21 protein-coding genes are annotated in these 25,756 nt (G+C 63.3%); 6 read left to right on the top strand and 15 right to left on the bottom strand.

All coding sequences use genetic code 11. The features are described 5' to 3' along the window. The first annotated feature begins 1 nt into the window (after position 1). The 3 genes from F1609_RS08930 (at position 2) to F1609_RS08940 (ending at position 4,837) form a co-directional block, all read left to right on the top strand. The gene (locus tag F1609_RS08930) at positions 2-811 is read left to right on the top strand and encodes an ABC transporter permease (RefSeq protein WP_167076137.1); all 810 of its coding nucleotides are present in this window, start codon (positions 2-4) and stop codon (positions 809-811) included. Further along, the gene (locus F1609_RS08935) at positions 808-1,542 is read left to right on the top strand and encodes an ABC transporter ATP-binding protein (protein ID WP_167076138.1); all 735 of its coding nucleotides are present in this window, start codon (positions 808-810) and stop codon (positions 1,540-1,542) included. Before F1609_RS08930 ends, F1609_RS08935 begins: the two co-directional genes overlap by 4 nt. A 190-nt stretch (positions 1,543-1,732) precedes the next feature. After that, positions 1,733-4,837, top strand: a complete 3,105-nt coding sequence (locus F1609_RS08940; RefSeq protein ID WP_167076139.1) for a calcium-binding protein — start codon at positions 1,733-1,735, stop codon at positions 4,835-4,837. Positions 4,838-4,887: 50 nt separating this feature from the next. Here F1609_RS08940 and epsC read toward each other — a convergent pair whose 3' ends face one another. Next, a complete protein-coding gene (gene epsC, locus F1609_RS08945; protein WP_167076140.1) occupies positions 4,888-5,811 on the bottom strand; it encodes a serine O-acetyltransferase EpsC in 924 nt (307 codons plus the stop codon). A gap of 246 nt (positions 5,812-6,057) precedes the next feature. Between epsC and F1609_RS34500 the strand changes: the two genes are divergently transcribed. Next, a complete protein-coding gene (locus tag F1609_RS34500; protein ID WP_267876779.1) occupies positions 6,058-9,111 on the top strand; it encodes a calcium-binding protein in 3,054 nt (1,017 codons plus the stop codon). Positions 9,112-9,363: 252 nt separating this feature from the next. Further along, complete coding sequence (locus F1609_RS08990) at positions 9,364-11,370, top strand: calcium-binding protein (protein ID WP_167076141.1); 2,007 nt, start codon at positions 9,364-9,366, stop codon at positions 11,368-11,370. A 25-nt stretch (positions 11,371-11,395) separates the two neighbouring features. On the opposite strand, the gene nudB is transcribed toward F1609_RS08990, so the two are convergent. From nudB to F1609_RS09010, 4 genes are all read right to left on the bottom strand, one after another. Next, complete coding sequence (gene nudB / locus F1609_RS08995; protein ID WP_167076142.1) at positions 11,396-11,854, bottom strand: dihydroneopterin triphosphate diphosphatase; 459 nt, start codon at positions 11,852-11,854, stop codon at positions 11,396-11,398. 67 nt (positions 11,855-11,921) lie between these two features. After that, positions 11,922-13,718, bottom strand: a complete 1,797-nt coding sequence (gene aspS, locus F1609_RS09000) for an aspartate--tRNA ligase (protein ID WP_187362980.1) — start codon at positions 13,716-13,718, stop codon at positions 11,922-11,924. 61 nt (positions 13,719-13,779) lie between these two features. Further along, positions 13,780-14,385 carry a DUF502 domain-containing protein gene (locus tag F1609_RS09005; protein WP_167076144.1) on the bottom strand — a complete coding sequence of 202 codons (606 nt, stop codon included), beginning with the start codon at positions 14,383-14,385 and terminating at the stop codon, positions 13,780-13,782. Positions 14,386-14,428: 43 nt separating this feature from the next. After that, a complete protein-coding gene (locus tag F1609_RS09010) occupies positions 14,429-14,755 on the bottom strand; it encodes an FmdB family zinc ribbon protein (RefSeq protein WP_167076145.1) in 327 nt (108 codons plus the stop codon). 143 nt (positions 14,756-14,898) lie between these two features. Here F1609_RS09010 and F1609_RS09015 point away from each other — a divergent pair, with 143 nt between their 5' ends. Then, on the top strand, positions 14,899-15,921 hold the full coding sequence (locus F1609_RS09015) for a peptidylprolyl isomerase (protein WP_167076146.1): 1,023 nt from the start codon (positions 14,899-14,901) through the stop codon (positions 15,919-15,921). A gap of 63 nt (positions 15,922-15,984) precedes the next feature. Here F1609_RS09015 and F1609_RS09020 read toward each other — a convergent pair whose 3' ends face one another. The 10 genes from F1609_RS09020 to F1609_RS09065 all read right to left on the bottom strand — a co-directional run bounded on the left by F1609_RS09020 (position 15,985) and on the right by F1609_RS09065 (position 25,755). Further along, entirely contained in the window at positions 15,985-16,581 is a 597-nt protein-coding gene (locus F1609_RS09020) for a methyltransferase (RefSeq protein WP_167076147.1), read from the bottom strand. Positions 16,582-16,593: 12 nt separating this feature from the next. After that, positions 16,594-18,162, bottom strand: a complete 1,569-nt coding sequence (gene ubiB / locus F1609_RS09025; protein WP_229421761.1) for a ubiquinone biosynthesis regulatory protein kinase UbiB — start codon at positions 18,160-18,162, stop codon at positions 16,594-16,596. Further along, positions 18,162-18,836 carry a ubiquinone biosynthesis accessory factor UbiJ gene (locus tag F1609_RS09030; RefSeq protein ID WP_167076148.1) on the bottom strand — a complete coding sequence of 225 codons (675 nt, stop codon included), beginning with the start codon at positions 18,834-18,836 and terminating at the stop codon, positions 18,162-18,164. Before F1609_RS09030 ends, ubiB begins: the two co-directional genes overlap by 1 nt. Before the next feature lie 104 nt (positions 18,837-18,940). Next, positions 18,941-19,564 (bottom strand): Tim44 domain-containing protein, encoded by a 624-nt coding sequence (locus F1609_RS09035; RefSeq protein WP_167076149.1) that lies wholly within the window; start codon positions 19,562-19,564, stop codon positions 18,941-18,943. A gap of 10 nt (positions 19,565-19,574) precedes the next feature. Then, positions 19,575-20,309 (bottom strand): bifunctional demethylmenaquinone methyltransferase/2-methoxy-6-polyprenyl-1,4-benzoquinol methylase UbiE, encoded by a 735-nt coding sequence (gene ubiE / locus F1609_RS09040; protein WP_167076150.1) that lies wholly within the window; start codon positions 20,307-20,309, stop codon positions 19,575-19,577. A 67-nt stretch (positions 20,310-20,376) separates the two neighbouring features. Further along, positions 20,377-21,873 (bottom strand): glycerol kinase GlpK, encoded by a 1,497-nt coding sequence (glpK, locus tag F1609_RS09045; protein ID WP_167076151.1) that lies wholly within the window; start codon positions 21,871-21,873, stop codon positions 20,377-20,379. Positions 21,874-22,014: 141 nt separating this feature from the next. After that, complete coding sequence (locus F1609_RS09050; protein ID WP_167076152.1) at positions 22,015-23,739, bottom strand: ABC transporter substrate-binding protein; 1,725 nt, start codon at positions 23,737-23,739, stop codon at positions 22,015-22,017. A gap of 63 nt (positions 23,740-23,802) precedes the next feature. Continuing rightward, positions 23,803-24,078: a DUF2160 domain-containing protein gene (locus tag F1609_RS09055; RefSeq protein ID WP_370661616.1), complete on the bottom strand. Its 276-nt coding sequence runs from the start codon at positions 24,076-24,078 to the stop codon at positions 23,803-23,805. 10 nt (positions 24,079-24,088) lie between these two features. Then, positions 24,089-24,889, bottom strand: a complete 801-nt coding sequence (locus F1609_RS09060; RefSeq protein ID WP_167076153.1) for a carbohydrate ABC transporter permease — start codon at positions 24,887-24,889, stop codon at positions 24,089-24,091. Further along, entirely contained in the window at positions 24,886-25,755 is an 870-nt protein-coding gene (locus tag F1609_RS09065; protein WP_166890059.1) for a carbohydrate ABC transporter permease, read from the bottom strand. The genes F1609_RS09060 and F1609_RS09065 overlap by 4 nt, the downstream gene beginning before the upstream one ends. Position 25,756: the final 1 nt, after the last annotated feature.

The raw sequence follows: 25,756 nt of genomic DNA on the forward strand, positions 1-25,756 counted from the left end.
CATGACAACCCGTTCCCTTGGCCTGCCGGCGCCGGCGCGCCGCCTGGCGCTGCGCGTGCCGCTCGGCCTGGTGCTGCCGGGCGCCCTGCTGCTGGGCGCCGAAGCCGGTGCGCGCAGCGGCGTCATTCCCGCCAACCTGCTGCCGGCGCCGAGCGAGGTCCTGCGCACCGTGTTCTATCTGGCGCAGAACGGCCTGGCGGCGCACGTGGCGGCCAGCAGTGCGCGCGTGCTGGCCGGTTTTGCGGCCGGCGCCAGCCTCGCGGTGGTGCTGGGCGCGGCGGTGGCCCTGAGCCGGCGCACCGAAGCGCTGCTCGACCCCACGTTCCAGGCGCTGCGCGCGATTCCCTCGCTGGCCTGGGTGCCCTTGCTGCTGCTGTGGTTCGGCATCGACGAGCTGCCCAAGCTGGTACTGATCGCGATCGGCGCCTTCTTCCCGGTGTACATGGGGGTTGTCTCCGGAATTGGCGGCGTGGACCGCAAACTGGTCGAGGTGGCACGCCTGTACCAGCTAAGCGGCGTCGCGCTGGCGCGCCGGGTGCTGCTGCCGGCGGCGCTGCCGTCCCTGACCACGGGCCTGCGCAATGGCCTCTCGCTGGCGTGGATGTTCATGGTGGCGGCCGAACTGATCGCCGCCAGCCGCGGCCTCGGCTACCTGCTCTCGGACGGACGCGAAACCAGCCGCGCCGACATCGTCCTGGCGGCCATTGTGCTGCTCGCGCTGCTCGGCAAAGCCAGCGACAGCGCAATGGCGCTGTTCGAAACCCGCCTGCTGGCCTGGCGCGACAATCACCCCGGGCGGGGCGCCGCATGACGCCCCTGTTCGAGGCGCACATCGCCGACAAGCGCCACGGCGCGCGCCAGGTGCTGCGCGACGCCCACGTGCAACTGTACGCCGGCGAGATCGTCAGCCTGATCGGCGCCAGCGGCTGCGGCAAGAGCACCCTGCTGTCGATCGCGGCGGGGCTGGACCGGGCCTATCGCGGCCAGGTGCTGCTCGCTGGCGTGGCGCAGACGGGCGTACAGCGCGACATCGGCGTCATCTTCCAGGAACCGCGCCTGTTCCCCTGGCTGACGGTGGGCCAGAACATCGCCTTCGGCCAGGGTACGGGCGCGGGCAACGGCGCCACGGTCGAACGCCTGCTGCAAGAATTGGGACTGGAAGGCTATGCCGATGCCTTGCCCAAGCAGCTCTCGGGCGGGCAGGCGCAGCGCGTGGCGATTGCGCGCGGCCTGTTCATGCGCCCGCGCGTGCTGCTGCTGGACGAACCGTTTTCGGCGGTCGATGCGTTTACCCGCATGAAGCTGCAGGATTTGCTGCTGCGCGTGACGCGCGAACACGCGCTCACCTTGCTGCTGGTCACACACGACATCGACGAGGCGCTGTACCTGAGCGACCGCGTGCTGCTGCTCGACGTCGCCGCCGGCCCGGTGGCGGCCGAATTTGCGGTGCCGCTGGCGCGTCCGCGCCTGCGCGGCGACCTGGCGCAAGCGCCGCTCAAGGCAGCCATCTTGCAGCGCCTGGAAGCGGCGCACGCCATCTGAGCAAGTGCGCGCAGCGCCGTCGCATGCGGGGACTATTTTTCTCAAATTTGAACTTTTTGCCCATTACTCACATGATATTATTTTTTTAATGACATCACATGAGAGAGACGGCAATGTCCTGATTTCTTTCTGATGTTGTGCAAGCACGCCGCACCAACATATCGACCTCTCCACCGCCAGAAAGAGATTCATGCCAGTAACAACCACCACGAGCAGCATCGCAAACCTCCAGCTCAGCGCCGTACTGAACGGCACAACCGGCAACGACACGCTCAACGGCAGCGCCGATGACGACACCTTGAACGGCCTGTCCGGCAACGACCAACTGTTCGGCCTCGATGGCGACGACATCCTGCATGGCGGCACGGGCAGCGACATCCTCAACGGCGGTCTGGGTAACGACAGCTACCTGTTCGGCCGTGGCGACGGGCGCGACATCGTGTACATGTCCGATGTGCGGCCGATGGGCGAAGTCAACACCCTGCGCCTGAAGGAAGGCGTACTGCCGTCCGACCTGGCGTTCGACATGAGCGGTACTTCCCTGCTGATCAATATCGGCAGCTACGACCAGTTCCGGGTCGATGGTTTCCTGTATGGAGATAACACCAGCAACAGCGCCAACCCGCTGCAACAGATTATCTTCGCCGACGGCAACACCTGGAACCTTCCCGAGATCCAGGCCAGGCTGTATGCCGGCACCAAGGGGGCCGACGTGCGCAGCGGCACCTATCTGGCCGATGCGATCGGCGGCCTGGCCGGCAACGACCTGCTCGACGGCAAAGACGGCGACGACACCATCGATGGCGGCGCCGATGCGGATACCCTGATTGGCGGGCTCGGCAACGACGTACTGTCGGGCGGCGCCGGCTACGATAGCCTGACTGGCAACGAAGGCAACGACAAGCTCGACGGCGGCGCCAGCGAGGACCGGCTCGATGGCGGACAAGGCAGCGATACGCTCGACGGCGGCGCCAGCAACGACACCTTGCTCGGCGGTCTCGGCAACGACCTGCTGCTGGGCGGCGCCGGGAACGACGATCTCAAGGGCAACGACGGCGACGATACGCTCGACGGCGGCAGCGATAGCGACATCCTGGCGGGCGGCTTCGGGAACGACGTGTATATGTTCGGCAGGGGCGATGGCAAGGACACGATCTCGATGGGCCAGACCCTGGAAGCGGGCCGCCTGGGCACGCTCCGGTTCAAGGAGGGCGTGCTGCCGGGCGATATCGTCCTCACCGCCGCGCCAGTCGGCTACGGCGGCGTGATCGTCAAGATCCGGGACACGCTCGACCAGGTCACCATCAACGGCTTCCTGTCGCAGGATGACCCGTCGCTGCCTTACAACCCCGTACAGACCTTCAGGTTTGCCGACGGCAGCAGCTGGGACCTGGCGGCCATCCAGGCCGCGCTGTACGCCGGCAGCGCCCAGGCCGACCAGCTGCTGGGCACCGTCAAGGGCGAGCTGATCGCGGGACAGGCAGGCAACGACTGGCTCGACGGCAAGGGCGGCGACGACACCCTCGACGGCGGCTTGGGCAACGATGTCATCTTTGGCGGCCTCGGCAACGATACCTATCTGTTCGGCAAAGGCGACGGCCAGGACGAGCTGCGCCCGACCGAGGACAAGGCCGCCGGCAGACTCAATGTGCTGCAATTGAAGGCCGGCATCGTTCCGGACGACGTGAGCCTGGCCTTCAATCTGTCCGACCTGGTCATCAGCTTCAAGGGCAGCACCGACAAAGTCACGGCCGGCTTCTTTTTCAACGGCGCCGATATCAACAACGCCTTCAATCCGCTCCAGCAAATCCGCTTCGCCGACGGCACGATCTGGGACAGCGCCGCCATTCTCGCAAAACAGCTGGCCGCGACCGAGGGCAACGATAGTCTCAGCGGCGCCAGCGACGCCGACTTCATCAGCGGCCTGGGGGGCAACGACAGTCTCAACGGCTTCGGCGGCAACGATACCATCGATGGCGGCACGGGCGACGACATCGTCAATGGCGGCGCCGGCAGCGATACCTACCTGTACGGCAAGGGCGATGGCCGGGACCGCATTACCCTTTCCAACGACGACAAGGTCGACGTACTGCAGTTCAAGCCTGGCGTGCTTCCCGGCGACGTCACGTTAGCGACCAGCAGCTACAAGGCCCTGCTGGTGTACGTGGCCGGCAGCGACGGCCTTGTCGAGATCGCGCGCTTCTTTCCCGACAACGATACTCCCAACCCGCTCAACCCGCTGCAGGAGATCCGCTTTGCCGACGGCACGTCCTGGGGCCTGGCCGCCATCGAAGCCATGCTCTACGGCGGCAGCGCGGGTGCGGACGAACTGCTTGGCACTGTCAGCGGCAATCATATGCGCGGCTTGGACGGCAACGACATCCTGCGCGGCAACGCCGGCAACGACACCCTGGAAGGCGGCGCGGGCAACGATACGATCTACGGCGGCACCGGCAGCGACACCTATGTGTTCGGCAAGGGCGACGGCAGCGATACCATCGGCACCTCGCTGGACGAGGCACCAGGCAAAGTCGACACCTTGCGGTTCAAGGAAGGCATTGCACCGTCAGACATCGTCCTCAACAGCGACAACCTGGCGCTCAAGATCGGCATCGCGGGCACGACCGACCAGGTGACGGTCAACGGATTTTCGGAACTCGACCCCAGTTATCACGCCTTCGTCCCGCTGCAGCAAATTGCCTTTGCGGACGGCACGCTGTGGAATATGGCCGAGATCACTGCGCGGCTGTATGCAGGCACCGCGGGCGCCGATACGATCACCGGAGACCTGGGCAACAACGTGCTCAACGGCCAGGGCGGCAACGACTTCATCGATGGCAAGGGTGGCAAAGACACCATCCGCGGCGGCGCCGGCGACGATGTGATCACCGGCAGCACTGGCGGCGACACGGTGCTGTTCGGCCGCGGCGACGGCAAAGATACCATGCTCTCCACCGCCGCCGATGCGGGAATCGACACGCTGCGGTTCGACGCCGACATCGGCAGCATCGACCTGCACTTCAGTGCGTCCGGCACCGCGCTGGTCATCAAGATCCGCAATAGCAGCGACCAGATCACGGTGAACGATTTTATTCAGGATGGCGTCGCCTTCCCGCGGCCAAGCCAGCTCGACGAGATTGCCTTTGCCAATGGCGTCGTGTGGACCACCGAGCGCATCAAGGCCGAGCTGCTGGACGACAGCAGATTCCCAGCGCCCTGGTCAGCCGACGCAGCGCCCGAGGTCGCACCGAGCGTGATCGGGATCGACACGGACGCGGCCGCGCCGATCTGGTAAGCACCACGGGGCCGGCCGCGAGGCCGGCGCCGCGGCTTGGTCGCAACGCTCTAGTCGCTGCGCATCTGCGCCTGCGACACCGTGCTGCCCGGCGCCACGCTGTCGGTCAGCCACACATTGCCGCCGATGGTCGAACCGGCGCCGATGGTAATCCGTCCCAGGATGGTCGCTCCCGCATAAATCACCACGTCATCCTCGACGACCGGGTGGCGCGCCACGCCCTTGATCAGGACCCCGTTCTCGTCGGCCGGGAAGCGTTTCGCGCCCAGCGTGACGGCCTGGTACAGGCGTACACGCTCGCCAATGATGGCGGTCTCGCCGATCACCACGCCGGTGCCGTGGTCGATGAAAAAACTGGCGCCGATGCGCGCGCCCGGGTGAATGTCGATCCCAGTCAGCGAGTGGCCGATGTCCGACACCAGGCGCGCCAGGAACGGCACGCCCAGCTGGTGCAGGCGGTGCGCGAAGCGGTAATACAGGATGGCGATAGTGCCTGGGTAGCACAGCATGATCTCGGCCACCGAGGTGGCGGCCGGGTCGCCCGCCAGCGCGGCCTGCACGTCCGACACCAGCAGCGCGCGGATGTCCGGCAGCGCGGCGGCGAAGTCGCGCGTGATGGCGCTGGCCTTGTGCACCAGCTCTTCTTCGCCGGCTTCCTCCGGCTGGGCCGCGAACAGCAGGCCACGGCGCACCTGTTCGACCAGCCGGTTCAGGGTGGTGGTGAGGGTGTCGCCGACAAAGTAGTCGATGCTGTCGTCGGTCAGGTTGGGGCGTCCGTAATGGGTCGGGAACAGCGCCGCCGACAGGCCGTTCACGATCACGGTGAGCGCCTCGCGCGAGGGCAGTTCGCGCACCCGCCCGTGGTGGCGGATGTTATGCGTGGCTTCGCGCGAGACGCGCAACTGCTCGATCACGGGGCCAAGGTTCCAGTGCGGCGCGCGGCAGCTGGCAGGTTCGGGAAGGTCGTTTTTCATCAGCCGAGCCTAGCGCGAATGCGGCATAAACCAAACGAATTATTTTGCGTTTGTATATCTGTTTCTTGCTTCAGCAGCATGTGTTACTGAAAAATATATTTTCCTCAAATTTGAACTTTTCTCACATTGCACAGATGATATTATTTCTGCGTGCACATAACATTAGCGTGGTAGCAAATTCACGCTGACACTGCGCATGCAAGTAGATAGCGAATCGGCACCCTTCCCCACTGCCAGAAAGAGACCATGCCCCTGATCACGAGCAATACTGCAATCAACAACCTCACCACCTCTGTCAACGGTACAAGCGGCAACGATACACTCAACGGCGGCGCAAGCGATGACGTGCTCGACGGCCTGGCCGGCAACGACGTCCTCAACGGCGGCCTGGGCAACGACAGCTACCTGTTCGGCCGCGGCGACGGGCGTGACATCGTCTACATGAACGATGTGCGCCCGCTGACCGAAGTCAATACCCTGCGCCTGAAGGAAAGCGTGCTGCCGTCGGACCTGGTGTTCGACATGAGCGGCACTTCCCTGCTGATCAACATCGCCGGTACCAGCGACCAGTTCCGGGTCGACGGTTTCTTGTACGGAAACAACACCGCCAACAGCGCCAATCCGCTGCAACAGATGATCTTCGCCGATGGCAATACATGGAATCTTCCCGAGATCGAGCGCAAGTTGTATGCCGGCACCGCCAGTGCCGACGTGCGCGCCGGCACCTATCTGGGCGACACCATCACCGGCCTGGGCGGCAATGATCTGCTCGACGGCAAAGCTGGCAACGACACCATCGACGGCGGCGCCGGCGCCGACACCCTGATCGGCGGCCTCGGCAACGACGAATTGTCCGGCGCCACCGGCAACGACAGCCTGTCGGGCGACGACGGCGCCGATAAGCTCGACGGCGGCGCCGGCGATGACCGGCTGATTGGCGCTGTCGGAAACGACTCGCTCGATGGCGGCGCGGACAACGACCACCTGGAAGGCGGGCGCGATAACGATCTGTTGCTGGGCAACAGCGGCAACGACAAACTGTATGGCGACGATGGCAACGACACGCTCGACGGCGGCGCTGGTAACGACAGCCTCACGGGTGGCTTCGGCAAGGACGTGTATCTGTTCGGCAAAGGCGACGGCCAGGACACCATCTCGATGGGCATGACCTTTCAAACCGGCCGCCTGGGCACGCTCCAGTTCAAGGAGGGCGTCTTGCCGGGTGACGTCATCGTTACCGCCGGTCCGGCTGGCTACGGCGGCATGGTGTTCAAGCTCAAGGATAGTCCCGACCAGGTGACAATCGAGGGTTTCCTGAACCAGAACGACCCGTCCTTGCCCTACAATCCAGTGCAGGAAGTCAAATTTGCCGACGGGACGACCTGGAACCTGGACGCCATGCAAGCTGCCCTGTATACGGGAACCAAGGATGCCGACCGCCTCGAAGGCACCGTCAAAGGCGAGCTGATCACCGGCCAGGGCGGCAACGACTGGATCGACGGCAAAGGCGGCGACGACACCATCGATGGCGGCCTGGGCAATGACATCATTCATGGCGGCCTCGGCAACGACACCTATCTGTTCGGCAAAGGCGACGGACAGGATGAGATTCGCGTGACGGACGATGCCACGCCAGGCAAGCTCAATACCCTGCAATTGAAGGCTGGCATCGCCGCTGGCGACGTGGCCCTCAGCCGCTACCTGTCCGACCTGATCGTTAGCATCAAGGGAAGCACCGACAAGGTGACGGTCAGCTTTTTCCTCAATGGCGACGATATCGGCAATTCCTTCAATCCGCTGCAGCAAATCCGCTTCGACGACGGCACGGCGTGGGATGCCGCGACGATCGTCGCCAAGCTGAACGCCACCAGCGACGCCAACGACACCATCGGCGGCACCAGCGGCGCCGACCTGATCAATGGGCTCGGTGGCGCCGACAAGCTCGAGGGCCGCGGCGGCAACGACACGCTTGATGGCGGGAGCGGCAACGACACCCTCAACGGCGGTGCCGGCGACGATACCTTCCTGTTCGGCAAAGGCGATGGCCAGGACGACATCACCGTCTACAACGGCGGCGGCGTCGACACGCTGCAGTTCAAGCAAGGCGTGCTGCCGGGCGACGTGCTGCTCGAAGCATCGCCCTACAGCGCGCTGCTGGTCAAGATCAAGGGCAGCGCCGACCAGGTGAAGGTCGAGCAATTCATGCCCAATTACGATACCAGCACCGCCATCAATGCACTGCGGCAGATCCGCTTTGCCGACGGCACCACATGGGACCTGGCCAAGATCGAATCGCAGTTGTACGGCGGCAGCGCCGGCGCGGACCGCGTAGCGGGCACCGCGAATGCCAATATCATGTTCGGTTTGGGCGGGGATGACTTCCTGGAAGGCAACGCCGGCAACGATACCATCGATGGCGGTTTGGGCAACGACACGATCAAAGGCGGTGGCGACAGCGATACCTATCTGTTCGGCCGCGGCGATGGCGCCGATACCTTGATGCCTACCTACGATTATTCCCTTGGCAAGGTCGACGTACTGCAGTTCAAGGCGGGCATTGCACCAGCCGACATCACGCTGGCAACGTCGTACGACAATCTGCTCATCAAGATCGCCGGCGGCAGCGATCAGGTCCGGGTCGGGAGTTTCCTGGCCCAGGACCATACCGCCAACGACGGTAACCCGCTGCAAGAAATTCGCTTTGCCGACGGCACCGTATGGAACCTGGCCAAGATGGAAAGCGTACTGTACGCCGGTACCAACGGGGCTGAGGAGATCCGAGGCACCATCAAGGCCGACCTTATCAGCGGCCAAGGCGGCAACGATGCGATCGACGGCAAGGCCGGCAACGACACGATCCGGGGCGGCGCTGGCGACGACCAGCTCATCGGTGGCAGCGGCAACGACACTTACCTGTTCGGCAAGGGCGATGGCCAGGACATCCTGTCCGGGAACAACAGCACGCCACTGGGCGACATCGACACCCTGCAATTCGACGCCGGCATCGCCGGCGCCGATCTGCAACTGGGCAAGTCGGGCACCAGCCTGGTGATCAGGATTGCGGGCGGCACCGACCAGCTGACGGTCGTCAACTTCCTGTCGCAAGCGGGCACGCCGAATCCGGCCAATCCGCTGCAAGAGATCACCTTCGCCGATGGCGTGAGCTGGGATATGGCCAGGATCAACGCCGAATTGCTGGCCGACAGCACGCCGGCATCGGCGTCGGTGTCGTTCGCCAGCATGGCGGCGCCCGAACTGGACATCGGCCTGGTCGGCATCGCCGTGCCGCTCGTGATGTAAGCCTGGCAGAAAGCGGGCAACTGGCCGGCGCCCTGCCCTCAGTTTCCGCTGGCGCATCCTGCGCGCAGTCGCGGGAGCGCCGATCCGGCCGGCACCCGGCATGCCGGTCGGATCGCATTCCTTCAAATTATTCAAATGTTAAGATTTCATTTCGAATTAATTCCGGAGTGATATTATCTTAAAGTCAAGTTTCTCGAAATTGACAATGTAGATAGCCATATCGGCAAGTTCAACAATAACCCAGAAAATCACATGCATACCAACACGCGCGACGCCCTTCTTTCCGTCACCGCCGCAGCCTACCTCGGCACTGCGGGCAACGATATCCTTACCGGCAGCGACACCGACGACACACTCGACGGCCTGGCCGGGGCCGACAAACTGACCGGACTGGGTGGCAATGACATCCTCGACGGCGGTGCCGGCAACGACACCATCGATGGCGGCCGCGGCAACGATACCTACCTCTTCGGCCGCGGCGACGGGCGCGATATCGTGTTCGACAACGGCGTGCGCCTGCTCGGCGAGATCAACACCCTGCGCTTCAAGGCTGGCGTGCTGCCGGCCGATATCGCATTCGACATGAGCGGCACCTCCTTGCTCATCAATATAAACGGCACGAGCGACCAGTTTCGGGTCGACGGCTTTCTCTACGGCGACAGCACAAGCAACACGGCAAATCCCCTGCAACAGATCATCTTTGCCAATGGCACCACATGGGATCTGACCGCGATTACCGCGGCGCTGTACGCCGGTACGACAGGCGCAGATACGCGTAACGGCACCTACCTGAACGACAGGATCGACGGCCTGGACGGCGCCGACACGTTGCGCGGGAAAGCAGGAAACGATAGCCTGTTTGGGGGCAACGGAAATGATATGCTGCGCGGCGATGCAGGTAACGACGTTCTCGATGGCGGTACCGGCAAGGATACCCTCGATGGCGGCGAGGGCAGCGACACCTATCTGTTCGGAAAAGGCGATGGCGCAGACAGCATCACCACATACGATCGTCAAGACAGCATGATCGACACGCTCGCATTCAAGGCCGGAGTATTACCCACTGACATCGAACTGACGACAAAGCAGCGCACATTGATCATCACGATCAAGGGAAGCGAGGATCAGTTGGCGGTCGATAATTTCGCTGGATGGGGCGATGCCACTACCTTCGCACACCCGCTGCAGAAATTCCTGTTTGCCGACGGTAGCAGCTGGGACGTGGAGGCGATCAAGGCAACGCTGTTTGCAGGAACCGATGGCCGCGACGACCTCGAGGGCACTAACGGCAACGACCGCATGTACGGCCAGGGCGGTAGCGCCGACTTCCTCAATGGATGGGATGGCAACGACACGCTGGAAGGCGGCGCGGGCGTCGATTGGCTCAATGGCGGGCTTGGTGACGACACGTATATTTATGGCAAGGAAGACGGCTACGATAGAATTAGTTCCAACGCCTATGAAGAAGCCGGAGCGCTTAATACGCTGCAATTCAAAGCCGGCATTGTCCCGGCCGACATCTATCTGTCGGCCTCGGGAAGCTGGCTTGACATCACGATCAAAGACGGCGGCATCGTTACCTCAAGCGCGTTTCTATACAAAGACAATCCGATTAACGAACGCAATCCTCTGCAGAAAATCACGTTTGCTAACGGTACAGTCTGGAATCTTGACTACATTCAGGCCAAACTCTTTGCAGGAACGGAGATCGATGACTCAGTTAATGGCACAACCGCTGCCAACACGATTACCGGCCAAGCCGGTAACGACAACCTCAACGGCAGGGAAGGCGGCGACACGCTTGAAGGCGGCATCGGAAACGATACGCTGGAAGGAGGCTTTGGTAATGACACCTATGTATTCGGCAGGGGTGATGGCCAGGACATCATTCTCCCCTTCAATCTCAGCATCGAGCGGTTTGCCGGCAGCAGCCTGAACAGTTTCGACACACTGGCGTTCGGTATTGGCATAACGGGCAGTGACCTGGACTTGAGTACGACCGATGGATCGCTGCTCATCAAAATCGCGGGCACCAGCGACCAGATCCTGGTCAAGAACTTCATGGAGCTGGAAGTGGCGCCAATGTTCAACCCACTGCAAAAAATCTCCTTCGCCGATGGCGTGAGCTGGGATCTGGCGCGCATCAAAGCCGAGCTGCTGGCCGATACCACGCCGGTCCCGGCCAGCGCGGCGTGGCTGGAGACACCGTCGGCCCAAGTCGATGTAGCGCTGATCGGCCACGCCACGCCGCTCGCATAAGGCGCAGGCGACGCTGCCCTGCCGCTCAGGCCGCTTCGTTCATCCGGCGCGGCAGCTGCAAAATCGCTTCCGCGTTGGACGCTGAAAAACAGCGGTCGGCTGCCTCGACATGGGGCAGCCAGAGATGCCGCAAATGCTCGCGCGGGCTCAGCACAATGGGCGTCTCGCGCGGCACGCACACGCTGAAGACGTGCTCGGTGTTGTGAGTCACGCCGGGCGCGTAGCGGTGGCGCCAGACCGGATAGATTTCATAAATATTCGACAGATGCCAGTCGCACAGCGCAATGCGCTCGCCATCGGCCACGATGCCGGTTTCCTCGAACAGTTCGCGCGCGGCGGTAGCGGGCAGCGGTTCATCGGGCGCGTCGAGCGAACCGGTGACGGACTGCCAGAATCCCGGCTTGTCGGCGCGCTCGATGAGCAGCACCTCGAGCGCGGGCGTGTGGATGACGACGAGGACAGATTCCGGGATTTTTATGGGCATGAATCGTAATGAAGACCAGGGCCAGGATCGGGACCAAAAAAAAGCACGGCGAACCGTGCTTTTCAGTTTAAACGATCTTCGGTTCGGCGTTGCGCAAGCGGATGTGCAGTTCGCGCAGTTGCTTCTCGTCGACTTCAGACGGGGCGTTGGTCAGCAGGCACTGGGCGCGCTGGGTTTTCGGGAAGGCGATCACGTCACGGATCGAGTCCGATCCGGTCATCATCGTCACGATGCGGTCCAGGCCGAAAGCCAGGCCACCGTGCGGCGGCGCGCCGTATTGCAGCGCGTCGAGCAGGAAGCCGAATTTGAGCTGGGCTTCTTCGGCATCGATCTTCAAAGCGCGGAACACCTTGCTCTGCACTTCTTCACGGTGGATACGGATCGAACCGCCGCCCAGTTCCCAACCGTTCAAGACCATGTCGTAGGCCTTGGCGATACACGCGCCAGGGTTGGTCTCCAACATGTCTTCGTGGCCGTCTTTCGGCGCCGTGAACGGATGGTGGGTCGCGGTCCAGCGATCCGATTCTTCGTCGTAGTCGAACATCGGGAAGTCGACCACCCACAGCGGCTTCCACACATCGTCGAACAGGCCGGCTTTCTTGCCGAAGTCCGAGTGGCCGATTTTCACGCGCAGCGCGCCGATGGCGTCGTTGACGACCTTGGCCTTGTCGGCACCGAAGAAAATCAGGTCGCCGTCTTGCGCGCCGGTTTGCTCGATGATCTTGGCCAGTGCGTCGGCGTGCAGGTTCTTGACGATCGGCGACTGCAGACCTTCCGCGCCCTTGGCTTTTTCGTTGACCTTGATGTAAGCGAGGCCCTTGGCGCCGTAGATGGCGACGAACTGGGTGTACGCGTCGATTTCCGAACGCGGCATGGCGCCGCCCTGCGGCACGCGCAGGCCGACCACGCGGCCGCCAACCATGTTGGCGGCACCCGAGAAGACCTTGAAGTCGACGTCTTTCATCACTTCGGTCAGGTCGGTGAACTCCATCTTCACGCGCATGTCCGGCTTGTCCGAACCGTACAGGCCCATCGCGGTGGCGAAGTCCATGACAGGGAACGGGTTCGGCAGGTCGATGTCGAGCGTGTTCTTGAAGACGATGCGGATCATGTCTTCGAACAGGTCGCGGATTTCCTGTTCGGTCAGGAACGAGGTTTCGCAGTCGATCTGGGTAAATTCCGGCTGGCGGTCGGCGCGCAGGTCTTCGTCGCGGAAGCACTTGGTGATCTGGTAATAACGGTCGAAGTTGGCGACCATCAGCAGCTGCTTGAACAGCTGCGGCGACTGCGGCAGCGCGAAGAAGCTGCCGGCGTTCACGCGCGACGGCACCAGGTAGTCGCGCGCGCCTTCCGGGGTCGACTTGGTCAGCATCGGCGTTTCGATATCGATGAAGCCGAGGTTGTCGAGGTACTTGCGCACTTCCATCGTCACCTTGTAGCGCAGGCGCAGGTTGTTCTGCATCTGCGGACGGCGCAGGTCGAGCACGCGGTGGGTCAGGCGGGTCGTTTCCGACAGGTTGTCGTCGTCCAGCTGGAACGGCACCGGCACCGAGGCGTTGAGCACTTCGACGGCGCTGGCGACGATTTCGATCTTGCCCGACTTGAGGTTGCTGTTGGCCGTGTTGCCGATACGGGCGGTGACCACACCGGTCACGCGCAGGCAGTATTCGTTACGCACCGCTTCGGCGACCTTGAACATCTCCGCCTGCTCCGGATTGCAGACTACCTGGACCAGGCCTTCGCGGTCGCGCAGGTCGATGAAAATCAGCGAGCCGTGGTCGCGGCGGCGGTGCACCCAGCCGCACAGGCTGACGGTTTGGCCCAGCAGTTCTTCAGTGACAAGGCCGCAGTAGTTTGTACGCATGGAGGACATAGTGTTTTCAGTCTAGGTTGGTTATTCAAGGGGCGCGGCAACAACCGCACGCTTACTCTTTGGTTGGCAAATGCTCGGGGGCGACGACGCCCATCGAGACGATGTATTTGAGGGCCGCGTCGACGGTCATGTCGAGTTCGACGACCTTGCTGCGTTCCATCATCAGGAAAAAGCCGGAGGTCGGGTTGGGCGTGGTCGGCACGTACACGCTGACGAAGTCGCCCACCAGGTGGTTCCTGACGTCGCCGCCCGGCACCCCGGTCAGAAAGCCGATGGTCCAGCACTCGGCATGCGGATACGGCAGCAGCACGGCCTTGCGAAAGGCGTTGCCGGACGAGGAAAACAGGGTGTCCGAGACTTGCTTGACGCTGCCGTAGAGCGAGCTGACCACGGGAATGCGGTGCAGCAGGCGTTCCCACAGGCGCACCAGGTAGTTGCCGACCAGGTTATTGGCCAGCAGGCCGGTCAGGAACACGATGGCGATCGTCAGGATCGTGCCCAGGCCGGGAATCTCGCGCCCGAACAGGGTGTGCGGCTGCCAGCGCTCGGGCACCAGCAGCAGCGACTGGTCCATGGTGCTGATGACCAGGTTCAGGACCCACAGGGTGATCGCCAGCGGGACCAGGACCAGCAATCCGGTAATGAAATATTTACGCATTCGGCTCTCGGTGATTGGCGGGACGCGCGCGGCGTCCCTTGGCTCAGGTCGTGCCGCTGCCGGGGGTGGCCGCCGGCTTGGCCGGGGCCGCCGGCGCGGATGACTCGGCCGCAGGAGCTGCGGGCGCCGCGGACGTGGCTGCGCCACCCTCGGCCGGACCGCTGGCGGTCCCGGTGGAAGGCGCGGCGCCGCCGCGGAAATCGGTGGCGTACCAGCCGGTTCCCTTGAGCTGGAAGCCGGCGGCGGTTAATTGCTTCTTGAAAGAAGGCTTGCCACAGGACAGACAGACCGTCAACACCGGGTCGGAGATCTTCTGCAATACATCCTTGGCAAAACCGCATTCATCGCAGCGGTAGGCGTAAATCGGCATTGAATACTCCGCAAAAATCGTCAAAACCCTGAATTATAAGCTTTTTTCAAGATCGCAAGCATAAATGCCCAGCCACGGGGATGGTAAGATGCGTGCCTGCTGCGCGGCATGCGCCGGGCTAACTTGAAAAAGGAAATTGAACGATGTTGATTAAGTCTCGTGTTCTGCTCATCGGCGCTGCCTCGGCGCTGGCTCTGGCCGCCTGCGGCCCAAAAGATGCGACCAAGCCAGCGGGCGCGCCGGCTGCAACACCGGCGGCCTCGACCGCCGCGCCTGCGGTCGGCGTAGCCGCCACCGTCAACGGCACCCCGATTTCGACCGCCACGGTCGAGATGATGGTCAAGGAACGCACCGCCCAGGGCCAGCCGGACACCCCGGAACTGCGCAAGGCGATCATCGACAACCTGACCATGCAGACCCTGGTGGCCAACGAAGGCATCAAGAAGGGCCTGGACAAGAGCGACGACGTGACGCGCCAGCTGGAACTGATCAAGCAGTCGATGACGGCCAACGCCTTCATCCAGGACTGGCTCAAGGCCAATCCGGTGACCGACGCCATGGTCAAGGCCGACTACGACAAGATGGTCACCTCGGCCGGCGGCATCGAATACAAGGCGCGCCATATCCTGGTCAAGGAAGAGGCTGATGCAAAAGCCATCGTCGCCAAGCTGAAAAAAGATGCCAAGGCCTTCGCCGGCCTGGCCAAGGAAAAGTCGATGGATCCGGGCTCGAAAGTCAACGGCGGCGACCTGGGTTGGTTCAATCCGGCCAGCATGGTGCCCGAGTTCGGCGCGGCCGTGGCCAAGCTGGAAAAAGGCAAGTTCACCGAAGAGCCGGTCAAGTCGCAGTTCGGCTACCACGTGATCATGCTGGAAGATTCGCGTCCGATCGCACCGCCGCCGTTCGAGCAGGTCAAGGAACAGATCAAGCAGCAGCAACAGCGCAGCAACATGAAAAACTACCTCGACAAGCTCAAGGCCGACGCCAAGATCGAGATCAAGGCCAATCCGGCCACGCCGGTCTTGTCGGGTGTCGCCCCATCGGCGGCGCCGGCCGCTCCGGCAGCGCCAGCGGCTGCGGAAGTGCCAGCGGCGGCCAACGACGGCCACGATCACGGCGCAGCGCCTGCGGCACCGGCGGCAGCCACTCCGGCGGCATCGAAGTAATCGCTTCACGACGGGATGCGCGCCGCGCGTGCATCCCTGCCGTTCCCTGTCAAGGGGATCGGCTCACTTGCGCTGCCACACTTTCCAGCGCTCCTTGCCGGCAAACACGGCAATCGAATCTTCCACCGCAGCATCTTCCACGCAGCGAAATGACGGCGTCAGCAGCGCATCGAGCGCAGCCTCCTTGATCCCGAACGGCGGCCCCTTGGGCGCATCGTCAAAAAAGAAAAATCCCGCCAGCAAGGCGCCCGGCGCCAGCAGTTCGGCCCAGCGCGCCGTCACTTGCGGCCACATGGCGCGCGGCAAGGCGCACAGGAAGGCACGCTCGTAGATCAAGTCCAGTGCCTGTTCCGGGGCGTAGGTGAAAAAATCGGCCTCCAGCACGCGCGCGCTCCATGGTCCCAGCGCCGCTTTGGCGGTGGCCACCGCGCCCGGCGCAAAGTCGATCGCGGTGGCGTCCCAGCCGGCCTCGCACAGGTAGGCCAGTTCGTAGGCGGCGCCGCAGCCGGGAATCAGGGTGCGCAGCGGGCGCGCGGAGCGCTCCACGAAGGCGCGCAGCGCGGCCGGCACCCCGCCCCGGTCCCAGGGCGTAAAGCCGCGCGCGAAGCGTTCGTCCCAGAAGGCGGGCGATTGCGGATCGCGGCTGGCGAAGTCATTCATCTCAGGGGAACATCAGAACAGATGGGTCCAGCGTCCGTAGGCCAGCACGGCTGTCGCGCCGGCCACGATCAGGGCGGCGCCGCCCAGCGCCATCGAGAGCAGGCGGTTGGTGCGCTGCTGTTCGAGCACCAGCAGCTTGAGCAGGTCCTGGTTGACGGTGGATGGCTCGGCGGCTTGCTGCAGCGCGCGGTGAACCAGACGCGGCAGTTGTGGCAGGATGTGCGTATAGCGCGGCGCCTCGGCTTTCAGGCGCTCGACCATGCCGCGCACCCCGACCTGCTCGCCCATCCAGCGTTCCAGGTAAGGCTTGGCGGTTTTCCAGAGGTCGAGATCGGGGTCGAGCTGGCGCCCCAGGCCTTCGATATTGAGCAGGGTCTTTTGCAGCAGCACCAATTGCGGCTGGACTTCGACATTGAAGCGGCGCGAGGTCTGGAACAGGCGCAGCAGGATTTGCCCGAACGAAATATCCTTGAGCGGACGGTCGAAGATCGGTTCGCAGCAGGCGCGCACCGCCGATTCGAGCTCGTCGACGCGGGTTTCACGCGGGGCCCAGCCCGATTCGATGTGGGCTTCGGCCACGCGCTTGTAGTCGCGCCGGAAGAAGGCCAGGAAGTTTTGCGACAGGTAATCTTTGTCGAAGTCGTTCAGGGTACCGACAATGCCGAAGTCGAGCGCGATGTAGCGGCCGAAGGTTTCCGGCGCCACCGAAACCAGGATGTTCCCTGGGTGCATGTCCGCGTGGAAAAAGCCATCGCGGAACACCTGGGTGAAGAAAATCTCGACGCCGTCGCTGGAGAGCTTTTTCAGGTCCACGCCCTCGGCCGCCAGGCGGTCGATCTGGGACACCGGAATGCCGTGCATGCGTTCCATCACGATCACGCTGCTGGCGCAGTAATCCCAGTACATCTCGGGCACCATCAGCAGGTTCGAGCCGGCGAAGTTGCGGCGCAGCTGGCTGGCGTTGGCGGCCTCGCGCATCAGGTCGAGTTCGTCGTGCAGGTATTTGTCGAACTCGGCCACCACTTCGCGCGGTTTCAGGCGCTTGCTGTCGGCCCAGATGCGCCCGATCCACTCGGCGGCGATGTGCATCAGCGCCACGTCTTCATCGATCGATTTTTTCATGCCGGGGCGCAGCACCTTGACGGCGACTTCCTTGCCATCTTTTAAGGTGGCGAAGTGGACCTGGGCGATCGAGGCCGACGCCACCGGGGTGCGGTCGAAACTGGCGAACAATTCGTCCGGATGGGCGCGCAAGGAGCGCGTGATCTGGGCAATCGCCAGGTCGGAGCTGAACGGCGGCACCCGGTCTTGCAGATGGGTCAGCTCGTCGGCGATGTCGAACGGCATCAGGTCGCGCCGGGTCGACAGCACCTGGCCGAACTTGACGAAAATCGGTCCCAGTTCTTCCAGCGCCATGCGCAGGCGCACCCCGCGCGGGGCGGAAATATCGCGCCAGAAGATCACATTGTCGATCAGCTTGGCCGTGCGCGGCACTTTCAGGCCCGAGATGGCGATTTCGTCGAGGCCGTACTTGACCGCGACCCGGAGAATTTTCAGCAGGCGCAGGAATTTCAATACCATTAATGATCCAGTTTCTGTTGCCCGACTGCATTGATTGCAGCCGGTGCGGCGCGCGCGGGCGCCAGCGTTTGTTCCAGCCGCGCGAGACGCTTGGCGGCGCGTTCAACATCGTCGCGCAGGCGGCTCACGTCGGCGCCGAAGGCCTCGACGGCGCTCGGGCGCACCAGCAGGGGTTGCTCTTCGAGAAAGTACTCGGCCAGGTTTTCGGTCACCTTGCCGTGCAAGGCGCGCGCGCCGTCGAGCACGCTGCGGGCGCCGCCGGCGAGGCGGTTGGCGGCGATCGGGCCGACCACCCGTTCGAGGTCGTGTTCGGCTTCCCAGCGCAAGCCCTTGCTCAGTTGCGAAATTGTGTTGGCGAACTCGGCGTCGCCCTCGATCTTGACATAAGAAAAGGCACGGTCGCGGTTCTGCGCGATCAGCGGCAGGTCGGCCAACTTGATCCGGATGGTGACGTTGGCGCCCTCTTCCGTATCGGCGGGAGCGGCCTCGACCATGCCGTCGCGCGTGACCAGCAGGCGCAGCGCAATGCCGCTGGCGTCGATGCAGGCGACTTTGCCGCTGTGCAGCGCCAGTGCATCCCTGGCCCACGCTTCCTGCGCCAGCAAATGGTTGATTGCGGCGATGGCGGGCGCCATCAGCGAGAATTGGGGACTAAACGAGTTCGGTGGTGACATGTGGGCACGCTTAAAAAACAAAACCGCCGGGGAACAAGGCGGTTTTGATCTTACCAGTTCGGCGGGCACTTTTCCCGCAGCACTGTTACTTTGAGCAAGAATAATCAGGAAAGCTGCCCGATGCCGGCCAGCTTCCAGTCGCCGCCGCCCTTGACCGGCTTGGACATATTCCACACCTCGGCCAGCGCTTCGGGCGCCGCGCCCGGCGCGGTGCGGATCTGGCCGCTGAAGCGGACCGTGGCGCGGTAACTGTCGCCAACCGTTTCCACGCCCAGCAGTTCGGACTCGATCGCCACCACGTCGGTCACGCTGGCGCCGGGCGCCTGCATTTGCGGTTGCAGCTCGGCATACACCTGCGGCGTGGTGAACTGGCGCAGGTCGTTGGCGTCGGCCTTGTCCCAGGTCTTTTGCATGCGGATGAAGGTGGCCTTGGCCTGGCGCAGCAAGGCGCCGGTGTCGACCCCGGGCGGAATGGCCGGCTTGGCGCTGACCGGGGCCGCCACCGGCCTGGCGGCAGCGTCGCTGCGGCGTTTGCTGCGGTAAGCGAAGAAACCGGCCAGGCCGAACAGCATGACCGCGCCGCCGATGTAGACCGTGGGCGGCAATTCGGACGCCGGGGCGGTGACGGGGGCGGCAGCGGCCGGAGCCTGCTGCGCGCTGGCCACGCCGGACAGTGCCGAGGCGGCCAGCGCCGAGGCAAAAACCATGCTTGCAACAAATTTTTTCATCGTACAGTTCCTAGAACTTGATACCGGTGTGCAACGCCGCCACCCCGGCCGTCAAATTGAAATACTGGACCCGCTCCAGGCCGGCCGTTTCCATCATGGTCTTGAGGGTTTCCTGGTCCGGATGCATGCGGATCGATTCGGCCAGGTAGCGGTAGCTGTCGGCGTCGCCGGCGATTTTCTGGCCCAGCCACGGCAGCACCGAGAACGAATACACATCGTACGGCTTTTGCAGGGGAGCGGCGACCTTGGAAAATTCCAGCACCAGCAGCTTGCCGCCGGGTTTGAGCACGCGCCGCATTTCGGCCAGCGCCTGGTCCTTGTGGGTCATGTTGCGCAAGCCGAAGGCCACGCTGACCCGGTCGAAGTAATTGTCGGGGAACGGCAGTTTTTCGGCATCGCACAGCAGGGTTGGCGTGATCAGGCCCTTGTCGAGCAAGCGGTCGCGGCCGACGCGCAGCATCGATTCGTTGATGTCGGTGAGCCAGACTTCGCCGGTCTTGCCGGCCTGTCTGGCGAAGGCCCTGGCCAAATCGCCCGTGCCGCCGGCGATATCGAGCACCTTGAAGCCGGGGCGCACGCCCGCGTTGGCGATGGTGAAGGTCTTCCACAGCCGGTGCAAGCCGCCCGACATCAGGTCGTTCATCACATCGTACTTGGATGCGACCGAATGGAACACCTTGGCCACTTCGTGGACCTTGTCGTCCTCGGAGACCGTTTTGTAACCGAAATGTGTGCTGTTTGTCATAGTAGGGCTGCCGTTTGTCTGCGTGCATTATACAAGCGACCAACGGCAGCGGCACGCGATGCGCTTCCTATTGGCTCCAGGCGCGCGAACGCTCCACCGCGCGCCGCCATTCGCCCATGCGCTGCACCCGCTCGTCCGCCGCCATGGCCGGATCGAAGCGGCGCTCCATCTGCCACTGGGCGGCGATTTCTTCCTGCGAGGCCCAGAAGCCCACCGCCAGCCCGGCCAGGAAGGCCGCGCCAAGGGCCGTGGTTTCGGTCACCACCGGACGCACCACCGGCACGCCCAGGATATCTGCCTGGAACTGCATCAGCAGGTTGTTGCGGGCGCAGCCGCCGTCGACCCGCAGCTGGGTCAGCGGCATGGCGGCGTCGGCCTGCATGGCGTCGAGCACGTCGGCGCTTTGCAGGGCGATGCTTTCCAGGGTGGCGCGCGCGATGTGCGATTTGTTGGTGCCGCGCGTCATGCCGACCATGGTCCCGCGTGCGTAGGCGTCCCAGTGCGGCGCGCCGAGGCCGGCAAAGGCGGGGACGAACAGCACGCCGCCGTTGTCGGGCACGGCCAGCGCCAGGTCTTCGACCTGGTCGGCGTGCTCGATGATGCCGAGGCCGTCGCGCAGCCACTGGATGGCGGCGCCGGCCATGAAGACGCTGCCTTCGAGCAAGTAGTCAGTCCGATTCGCGGTCTGGCCCGGGAGCGACCAGCCGATCGTGCTGATCAGCTTGTTTTGCGACATCGTGGCCACCTGCCCGGTGTGCATCAGCATGAAGCAGCCGGTGCCGTAGGTATTCTTGGCCATGCCGGGGCTGTGGCAAGCCTGGCCGAAGGTGGCGGCCTGCTGGTCGCCGGCGATGCCGGCAATCGGCAGGGCCACGCCGAACAGGCTGGCATCGGTATGGGCGGCCACGCCGCTGCTGGGGACGATTGCCGGCAGCAGGCCGGCGGGAATGTCGAGCAGGGCCAGCAGTTCATCGTCCCACGTGGACGTATGGATGTTGAACATCAGGGTGCGCGCGGCGTTGCTGGGGTCGGTCAGGTGCTTGCCGCTCATTTTGAAGATAAGCCAGCTGTCGACGGTGCCGAAGGCCAGTTCGCCCTTGTCGGCACGCGCGCGCGCGCCGGGCACGTTATCGAGCAGCCATTTGAGTTTGGGGCCGGAGAAGTAGGCGTCCAGCACCAGGCCGGTTTTTTGCTGGAACAGCGCTTCGTGGCCGGCGGCGCGCAGGGCTTCGCAGCAGGGCGTGCTGCGGCGGTCCTGCCAGACGATGGCCGGGGCCACCGGTTCGCCGGTGGCGCGGTCCCAGAGGACGGTCGTTTCGCGCTGGTTAGTGATGCCGATGGCGGCGATGTCGGTGGCCGGCACCTTGTTGGTGCGCAGGACCTCGTCGATGACGGCGCGTTGCGACTGCCAGATCTCGTTGGCGTCGTGTTCGACCCAGCCGGGCTGGGGGAAGAACTGGCGGAACTCCTGCTGCGCCGCGCCGTGAATGTGACCGGCGCGGTCGAACAGGATCGCGCGCGAACTGGTGGTGCCCTGGTCGATGGCGAGAATGAATTTGGTCATGCTGGGGTCGCTGGTAGATCCGTCGTCCCCGCGAAGGCGGGGACCCAAGTTCGCACCGCAGCCTCAGGCGGCTCGACGAACTTGGGTTCCCGCCTGCGCGGGAACGACAGTTTTGGGGTCTGAGGTCGAAAACGCCAGCGCCTAGCGCGCCCGCCCTTCCTTCCACGCCTGCAGCAAGACATCATACGCAATCGTCTCGCCCTTCGGCTTCTCGTTGGCCAGCTTCTTCCACGGCGCGGCCTTGTCGCTCAAATACGTGGCCGGATCGACCTTCGGATTCAACTTCGGCGGGCAATGCTGCATCCCGGCGCGCTGCAGGCGCGACATGACCGAATCCATTTCCTCGGCCAGGTTATCCATCGCCGCCTGCGGGGTCTTCTCGCCGCTGACCGCGGTGGCCACGTTCTTCCACCACAGCTGCGCCATCTTCGGATAATCGGCCACGTTGTTTCCGGTCGGGCTCCACGCCACCCGCGCCGGGCTGCGGTAAAACTCGATCAAGCCGCCGTATTTATCCGCGTTCTTGGTAAAGTATTCGTGCTTGATATCCGACTCGCGAATGAAGGTCAGGCCGGTAATCGACTTCTTGAGCGACACCGTCTTGGACGTCACGAACTGCGCATACAGCCACGCGGCAGCGCGGCGGTCCGGCGGGGTCGATTTGAAGAAGGTCCACGCGCCCACGTCCTGGTAACCGTTCTGCATGCCCTCTTTCCAGTACGGGCCGTGCGGCGACGGCGCCATGCGCCATTTCGGCTTGCCGTCCGCCTGCACCACCGGCAGGCCCGGTTTCATCATCGACGCGGTAAACGCCGTGTACCAGAAAATCTGCTGCGCCACTTCACCCTGCGCCGGCACCGGGCCGGATTCGGAGAAGGTCATCCCGCCCGCCTGCGGCGGCGCGTACTTCTTCATCCAGTCCACGTACTTGGTCAGCGCGAACACCGAGGCCGGCGAATTGGTCGCTCCACCACGCGCAACCGCCGCACCGACCGGCGTGCACTTGTCGGCCGCCACGCGGATGCCCCATTCGTCGACCGGCAGGCCGTTCGGAATGCCCTTGTCGGCGGCGCCAGCCATCGACAGCCAGGCATCGGTGAAGCGCCAGCCCAGCGACGGATCCTTTTTGCCGTAGTCCATGTGGCCGAACACCTTCTTGCCGTCGATGTTCTTCACATCGTTGGTGAAGAATTCGGCGATGTCTTCATACGCCGACCAGTTCTGCGGCACACCCAGCTCGTAGCCATACTTGGCCTTGAACTTGTCTTTCAGGTCCTTGCGCGCGAACCAGTCGGCGCGGAACCAGTACAGGTTGGCGAACTGCTGGTCGGGCAGCTGATACAGCTTGCCGTCCGGCGCGGTGGTGAAACTCGATCCGATGAAGTCCTTCAAATCCAGGCCCGGATTGGTGAAAGCCTTGCCCTCGCCGGTCATGTAGTCCGACAGCGGCATGATCGCGCCGTAGCGGTAGTGGGTGCCGATCAGGTCCGAGTCCGAGACCCAGCCGTCGTAAATACTTTTACCGGACTGCATGGAGGTCTGCAGCTTCTCGACCACGTCGCCTTCCTGGATGATGTCGTGCTTGACCTTGATGCCGGTGATTTCTTCAAAAGCCTTGGCCAGCACCTTCGATTCGTAGACGTGCGTATCGATGGTTTCGGAAACCACGCTGATTTCCTTGATGCCCTTGGCCTTGAGCTTGGCGGCGGCGTCGATGAACCACTTCATTTCTTCCATTTGCTGCTGCTTCGACAGCGAGGACGGCTGGAATTCCTGGCCAATCCATTTTTCGGCTTCCTTGGTGTCGGCCCAAGCGCTCGCCGTGGCCAGCAATGCAGCCGCCATCAATGTCATTTTCAATTTCATGTCTCCGCCTTTTTTTATATGTACATCGTTAAGAAAGTACCCCACCTGTGCGCAGGTAGCAGGTCAGCCCCAGCGCATCACAATCAACAACACCACAAACCCGATCGCCGCGCCGAAACCCTGATGCAGATCGGACAGGCCTGCCCACGCGAGGTTAACATACGCGGCTGTCAACAGGCCAATAAACAAACGGTCGCCGCGCGTGGTCGCCATCGGCAAAAAGCCGCGCCGCTCGATCGACGGCGAACGCACCTGCCAGATCGTCATCCCGGCCAGCATCAGGCCGATGCAACTGAAGAAAATCGCCACCGGCGCGGTCCACGCCATCCATGAAAACAGGTTTTCCATCTCACACCCTCCCCATGGCAAAGCCCTTGGCAATATGATTGCGGACGAACCAGATCACCAGCGCGCCCGGTACGATGGTCAGCACGCCCGCTGCGGCCAGCACGCCCCAGTCCATGCCGCCGGCCGACACGGTGCGCGTCATGATGGCGGTGATCGGCTTGGCGTCCACCGAGGTCAAGGTGCGCGCCAGCAGCAGTTCGACCCAGCTGAACATGAAGCAGAAGAAAGCGGTCACGCCCACGCCCGATTTGATCAGCGGCAGGAAGATCTTGAAGAAGAAGCGCGGGAAGCTGTAGCCGTCGATGTAGGCCGTCTCGTCGATCTCCTTCGGAATGCCGGACATGAAGCCCTCCAGTATCCACACCGCCAGCGGCACGTTGAACAGCATGTGCACCAGCGCCACGGCCAGGTGGGTATCCATCAGGCCCACCGTGGAATAGAGCTGGAAGAACGGCAGCAGGAACACCGCCGGTGGCGTCATGCGGTTGGTCAGCAGCCAGAAAAACAGGTGCTTGTCGCCGATGAAGGAGTAGCGCGAGAACGCATACGCGGCTGGCAGCGCCACCGCCACCGACATCACCATGTTCATCATCACGTAAATCATGGAGTTGATGTAGCCGCTGTACCAGGACGGGTCGGTAAAGATGGTGCGGTAGTTCGCCAGCGTGAACTCGCGCGGGAACAAGGTGAGCGCCCCGGTGATTTCTTCGTTGGTCTTGAATGACATGTTCAGCATCCAGTAGATGGGCAGCATCGCCAGCACCAGGTAGAACACCAGCAGCGGTGTGGAGATGCGCTTCATTTGGACTCTCCCGTGCCGAGACGTTGCATCCAGCTATACAGCACAAAGCAGAACAGCAGGATGATGAGGAAGTAAATCAGGGAGAACGCGGCGGCCGGACCCAGGTCGAACTGGCCCACGGCTTTTTGCGTCAGGTATTGCGACAGGAAGGTGGTGGCGTTGCCAGGCCCGCCGCCGGTCAGCACGAACGGTTCTGTATAGATCATGAAGCTGTCCATGAAGCGCAGCAGCACGCCGATCATCAGCACGTTGCGCATCTTCGGCAGTTCGATGTAGCGGAACACCGCAAAGCGCGAGGCGCCGTCGATGCGCGCCGCCTGGTAGTAGGCGTCCGGGATCGAGCGCAGGCCGGCGTAGGCCAGCAGCACCACCAGCGGCGTCCAGTGCCACACATCCATCACCAGTACCGTCACCCAGGCGTCGACCACGCTGCCGGTGTAGTTGTAGCTGATGCCCATGCGGTTGATGGTATTGCCCATCAAGCCGATGTCATCGCGCCCGAAAATCTGCCAGATGGTGCCGACCACGTTCCACGGAATCAGCAGCGGCAAGGCGATCAGCACCAGCGCCAGTGAAGCGCGCCAGCCGGCCGCCGGCATGGTCAGCGCGATCAAAATACCGAGCGGAAGCTGGATCAGCAGCACCGCCATCGAAAATCCCAGCTGGCGCACCAGCGCGCCATGCAGCTCGCTGTCGCGCATGATCATCTTGAACCATTCGGTGCCGACAAAAACACTGTTGGTCGGGCTGAGAATATCCTGCACCGAGTAGTTCACGATCGTCATCAATGGCAGCACGGCCGAAAAGGCCACGCAGATGATTACCGGGAGCACCAGCAGCCAGGCGCGGTTGTTATAGGTTTTCATG

It is taken from the genome of Massilia aquatica, from assembly GCF_011682045.1.
Classification (GTDB): domain Bacteria; phylum Pseudomonadota; class Gammaproteobacteria; order Burkholderiales; family Burkholderiaceae_D; genus Telluria_A; species Telluria_A aquatica.

Coding starts and splice junctions, on each gene's coding strand:
- F1609_RS08930 (WP_167076137.1), top strand. CDS start 2: ATGACAACCCGTTCCCTTGGCCTGCCGGCGCCGGCGCGCCGCCTGGCG.
- F1609_RS08935 (WP_167076138.1), top strand. CDS start 808: ATGACGCCCCTGTTCGAGGCGCACATCGCCGACAAGCGCCACGGCGCG.
- F1609_RS08940 (WP_167076139.1), top strand. CDS start 1,733: ATGCCAGTAACAACCACCACGAGCAGCATCGCAAACCTCCAGCTCAGC.
- epsC (WP_167076140.1), bottom strand. CDS start 5,811: ATGAAAAACGACCTTCCCGAACCTGCCAGCTGCCGCGCGCCGCACTGG.
- F1609_RS34500 (WP_267876779.1), top strand. CDS start 6,058: ATGCCCCTGATCACGAGCAATACTGCAATCAACAACCTCACCACCTCT.
- F1609_RS08990 (WP_167076141.1), top strand. CDS start 9,364: ATGCATACCAACACGCGCGACGCCCTTCTTTCCGTCACCGCCGCAGCC.
- nudB (WP_167076142.1), bottom strand. CDS start 11,854: ATGCCCATAAAAATCCCGGAATCTGTCCTCGTCGTCATCCACACGCCC.
- aspS (WP_187362980.1), bottom strand. CDS start 13,718: ATGCGTACAAACTACTGCGGCCTTGTCACTGAAGAACTGCTGGGCCAA.
- F1609_RS09005 (WP_167076144.1), bottom strand. CDS start 14,385: ATGCGTAAATATTTCATTACCGGATTGCTGGTCCTGGTCCCGCTGGCG.
- F1609_RS09010 (WP_167076145.1), bottom strand. CDS start 14,755: ATGCCGATTTACGCCTACCGCTGCGATGAATGCGGTTTTGCCAAGGAT.
- F1609_RS09015 (WP_167076146.1), top strand. CDS start 14,899: ATGTTGATTAAGTCTCGTGTTCTGCTCATCGGCGCTGCCTCGGCGCTG.
- F1609_RS09020 (WP_167076147.1), bottom strand. CDS start 16,581: ATGAATGACTTCGCCAGCCGCGATCCGCAATCGCCCGCCTTCTGGGAC.
- ubiB (WP_229421761.1), bottom strand. CDS start 18,162: ATGGTATTGAAATTCCTGCGCCTGCTGAAAATTCTCCGGGTCGCGGTC.
- F1609_RS09030 (WP_167076148.1), bottom strand. CDS start 18,836: ATGTCACCACCGAACTCGTTTAGTCCCCAATTCTCGCTGATGGCGCCC.
- F1609_RS09035 (WP_167076149.1), bottom strand. CDS start 19,564: ATGAAAAAATTTGTTGCAAGCATGGTTTTTGCCTCGGCGCTGGCCGCC.
- ubiE (WP_167076150.1), bottom strand. CDS start 20,309: ATGACAAACAGCACACATTTCGGTTACAAAACGGTCTCCGAGGACGAC.
- glpK (WP_167076151.1), bottom strand. CDS start 21,873: ATGACCAAATTCATTCTCGCCATCGACCAGGGCACCACCAGTTCGCGC.
- F1609_RS09050 (WP_167076152.1), bottom strand. CDS start 23,739: ATGAAATTGAAAATGACATTGATGGCGGCTGCATTGCTGGCCACGGCG.
- F1609_RS09060 (WP_167076153.1), bottom strand. CDS start 24,889: ATGAAGCGCATCTCCACACCGCTGCTGGTGTTCTACCTGGTGCTGGCG.
- F1609_RS09065 (WP_166890059.1), bottom strand. CDS start 25,755: ATGAAAACCTATAACAACCGCGCCTGGCTGCTGGTGCTCCCGGTAATC.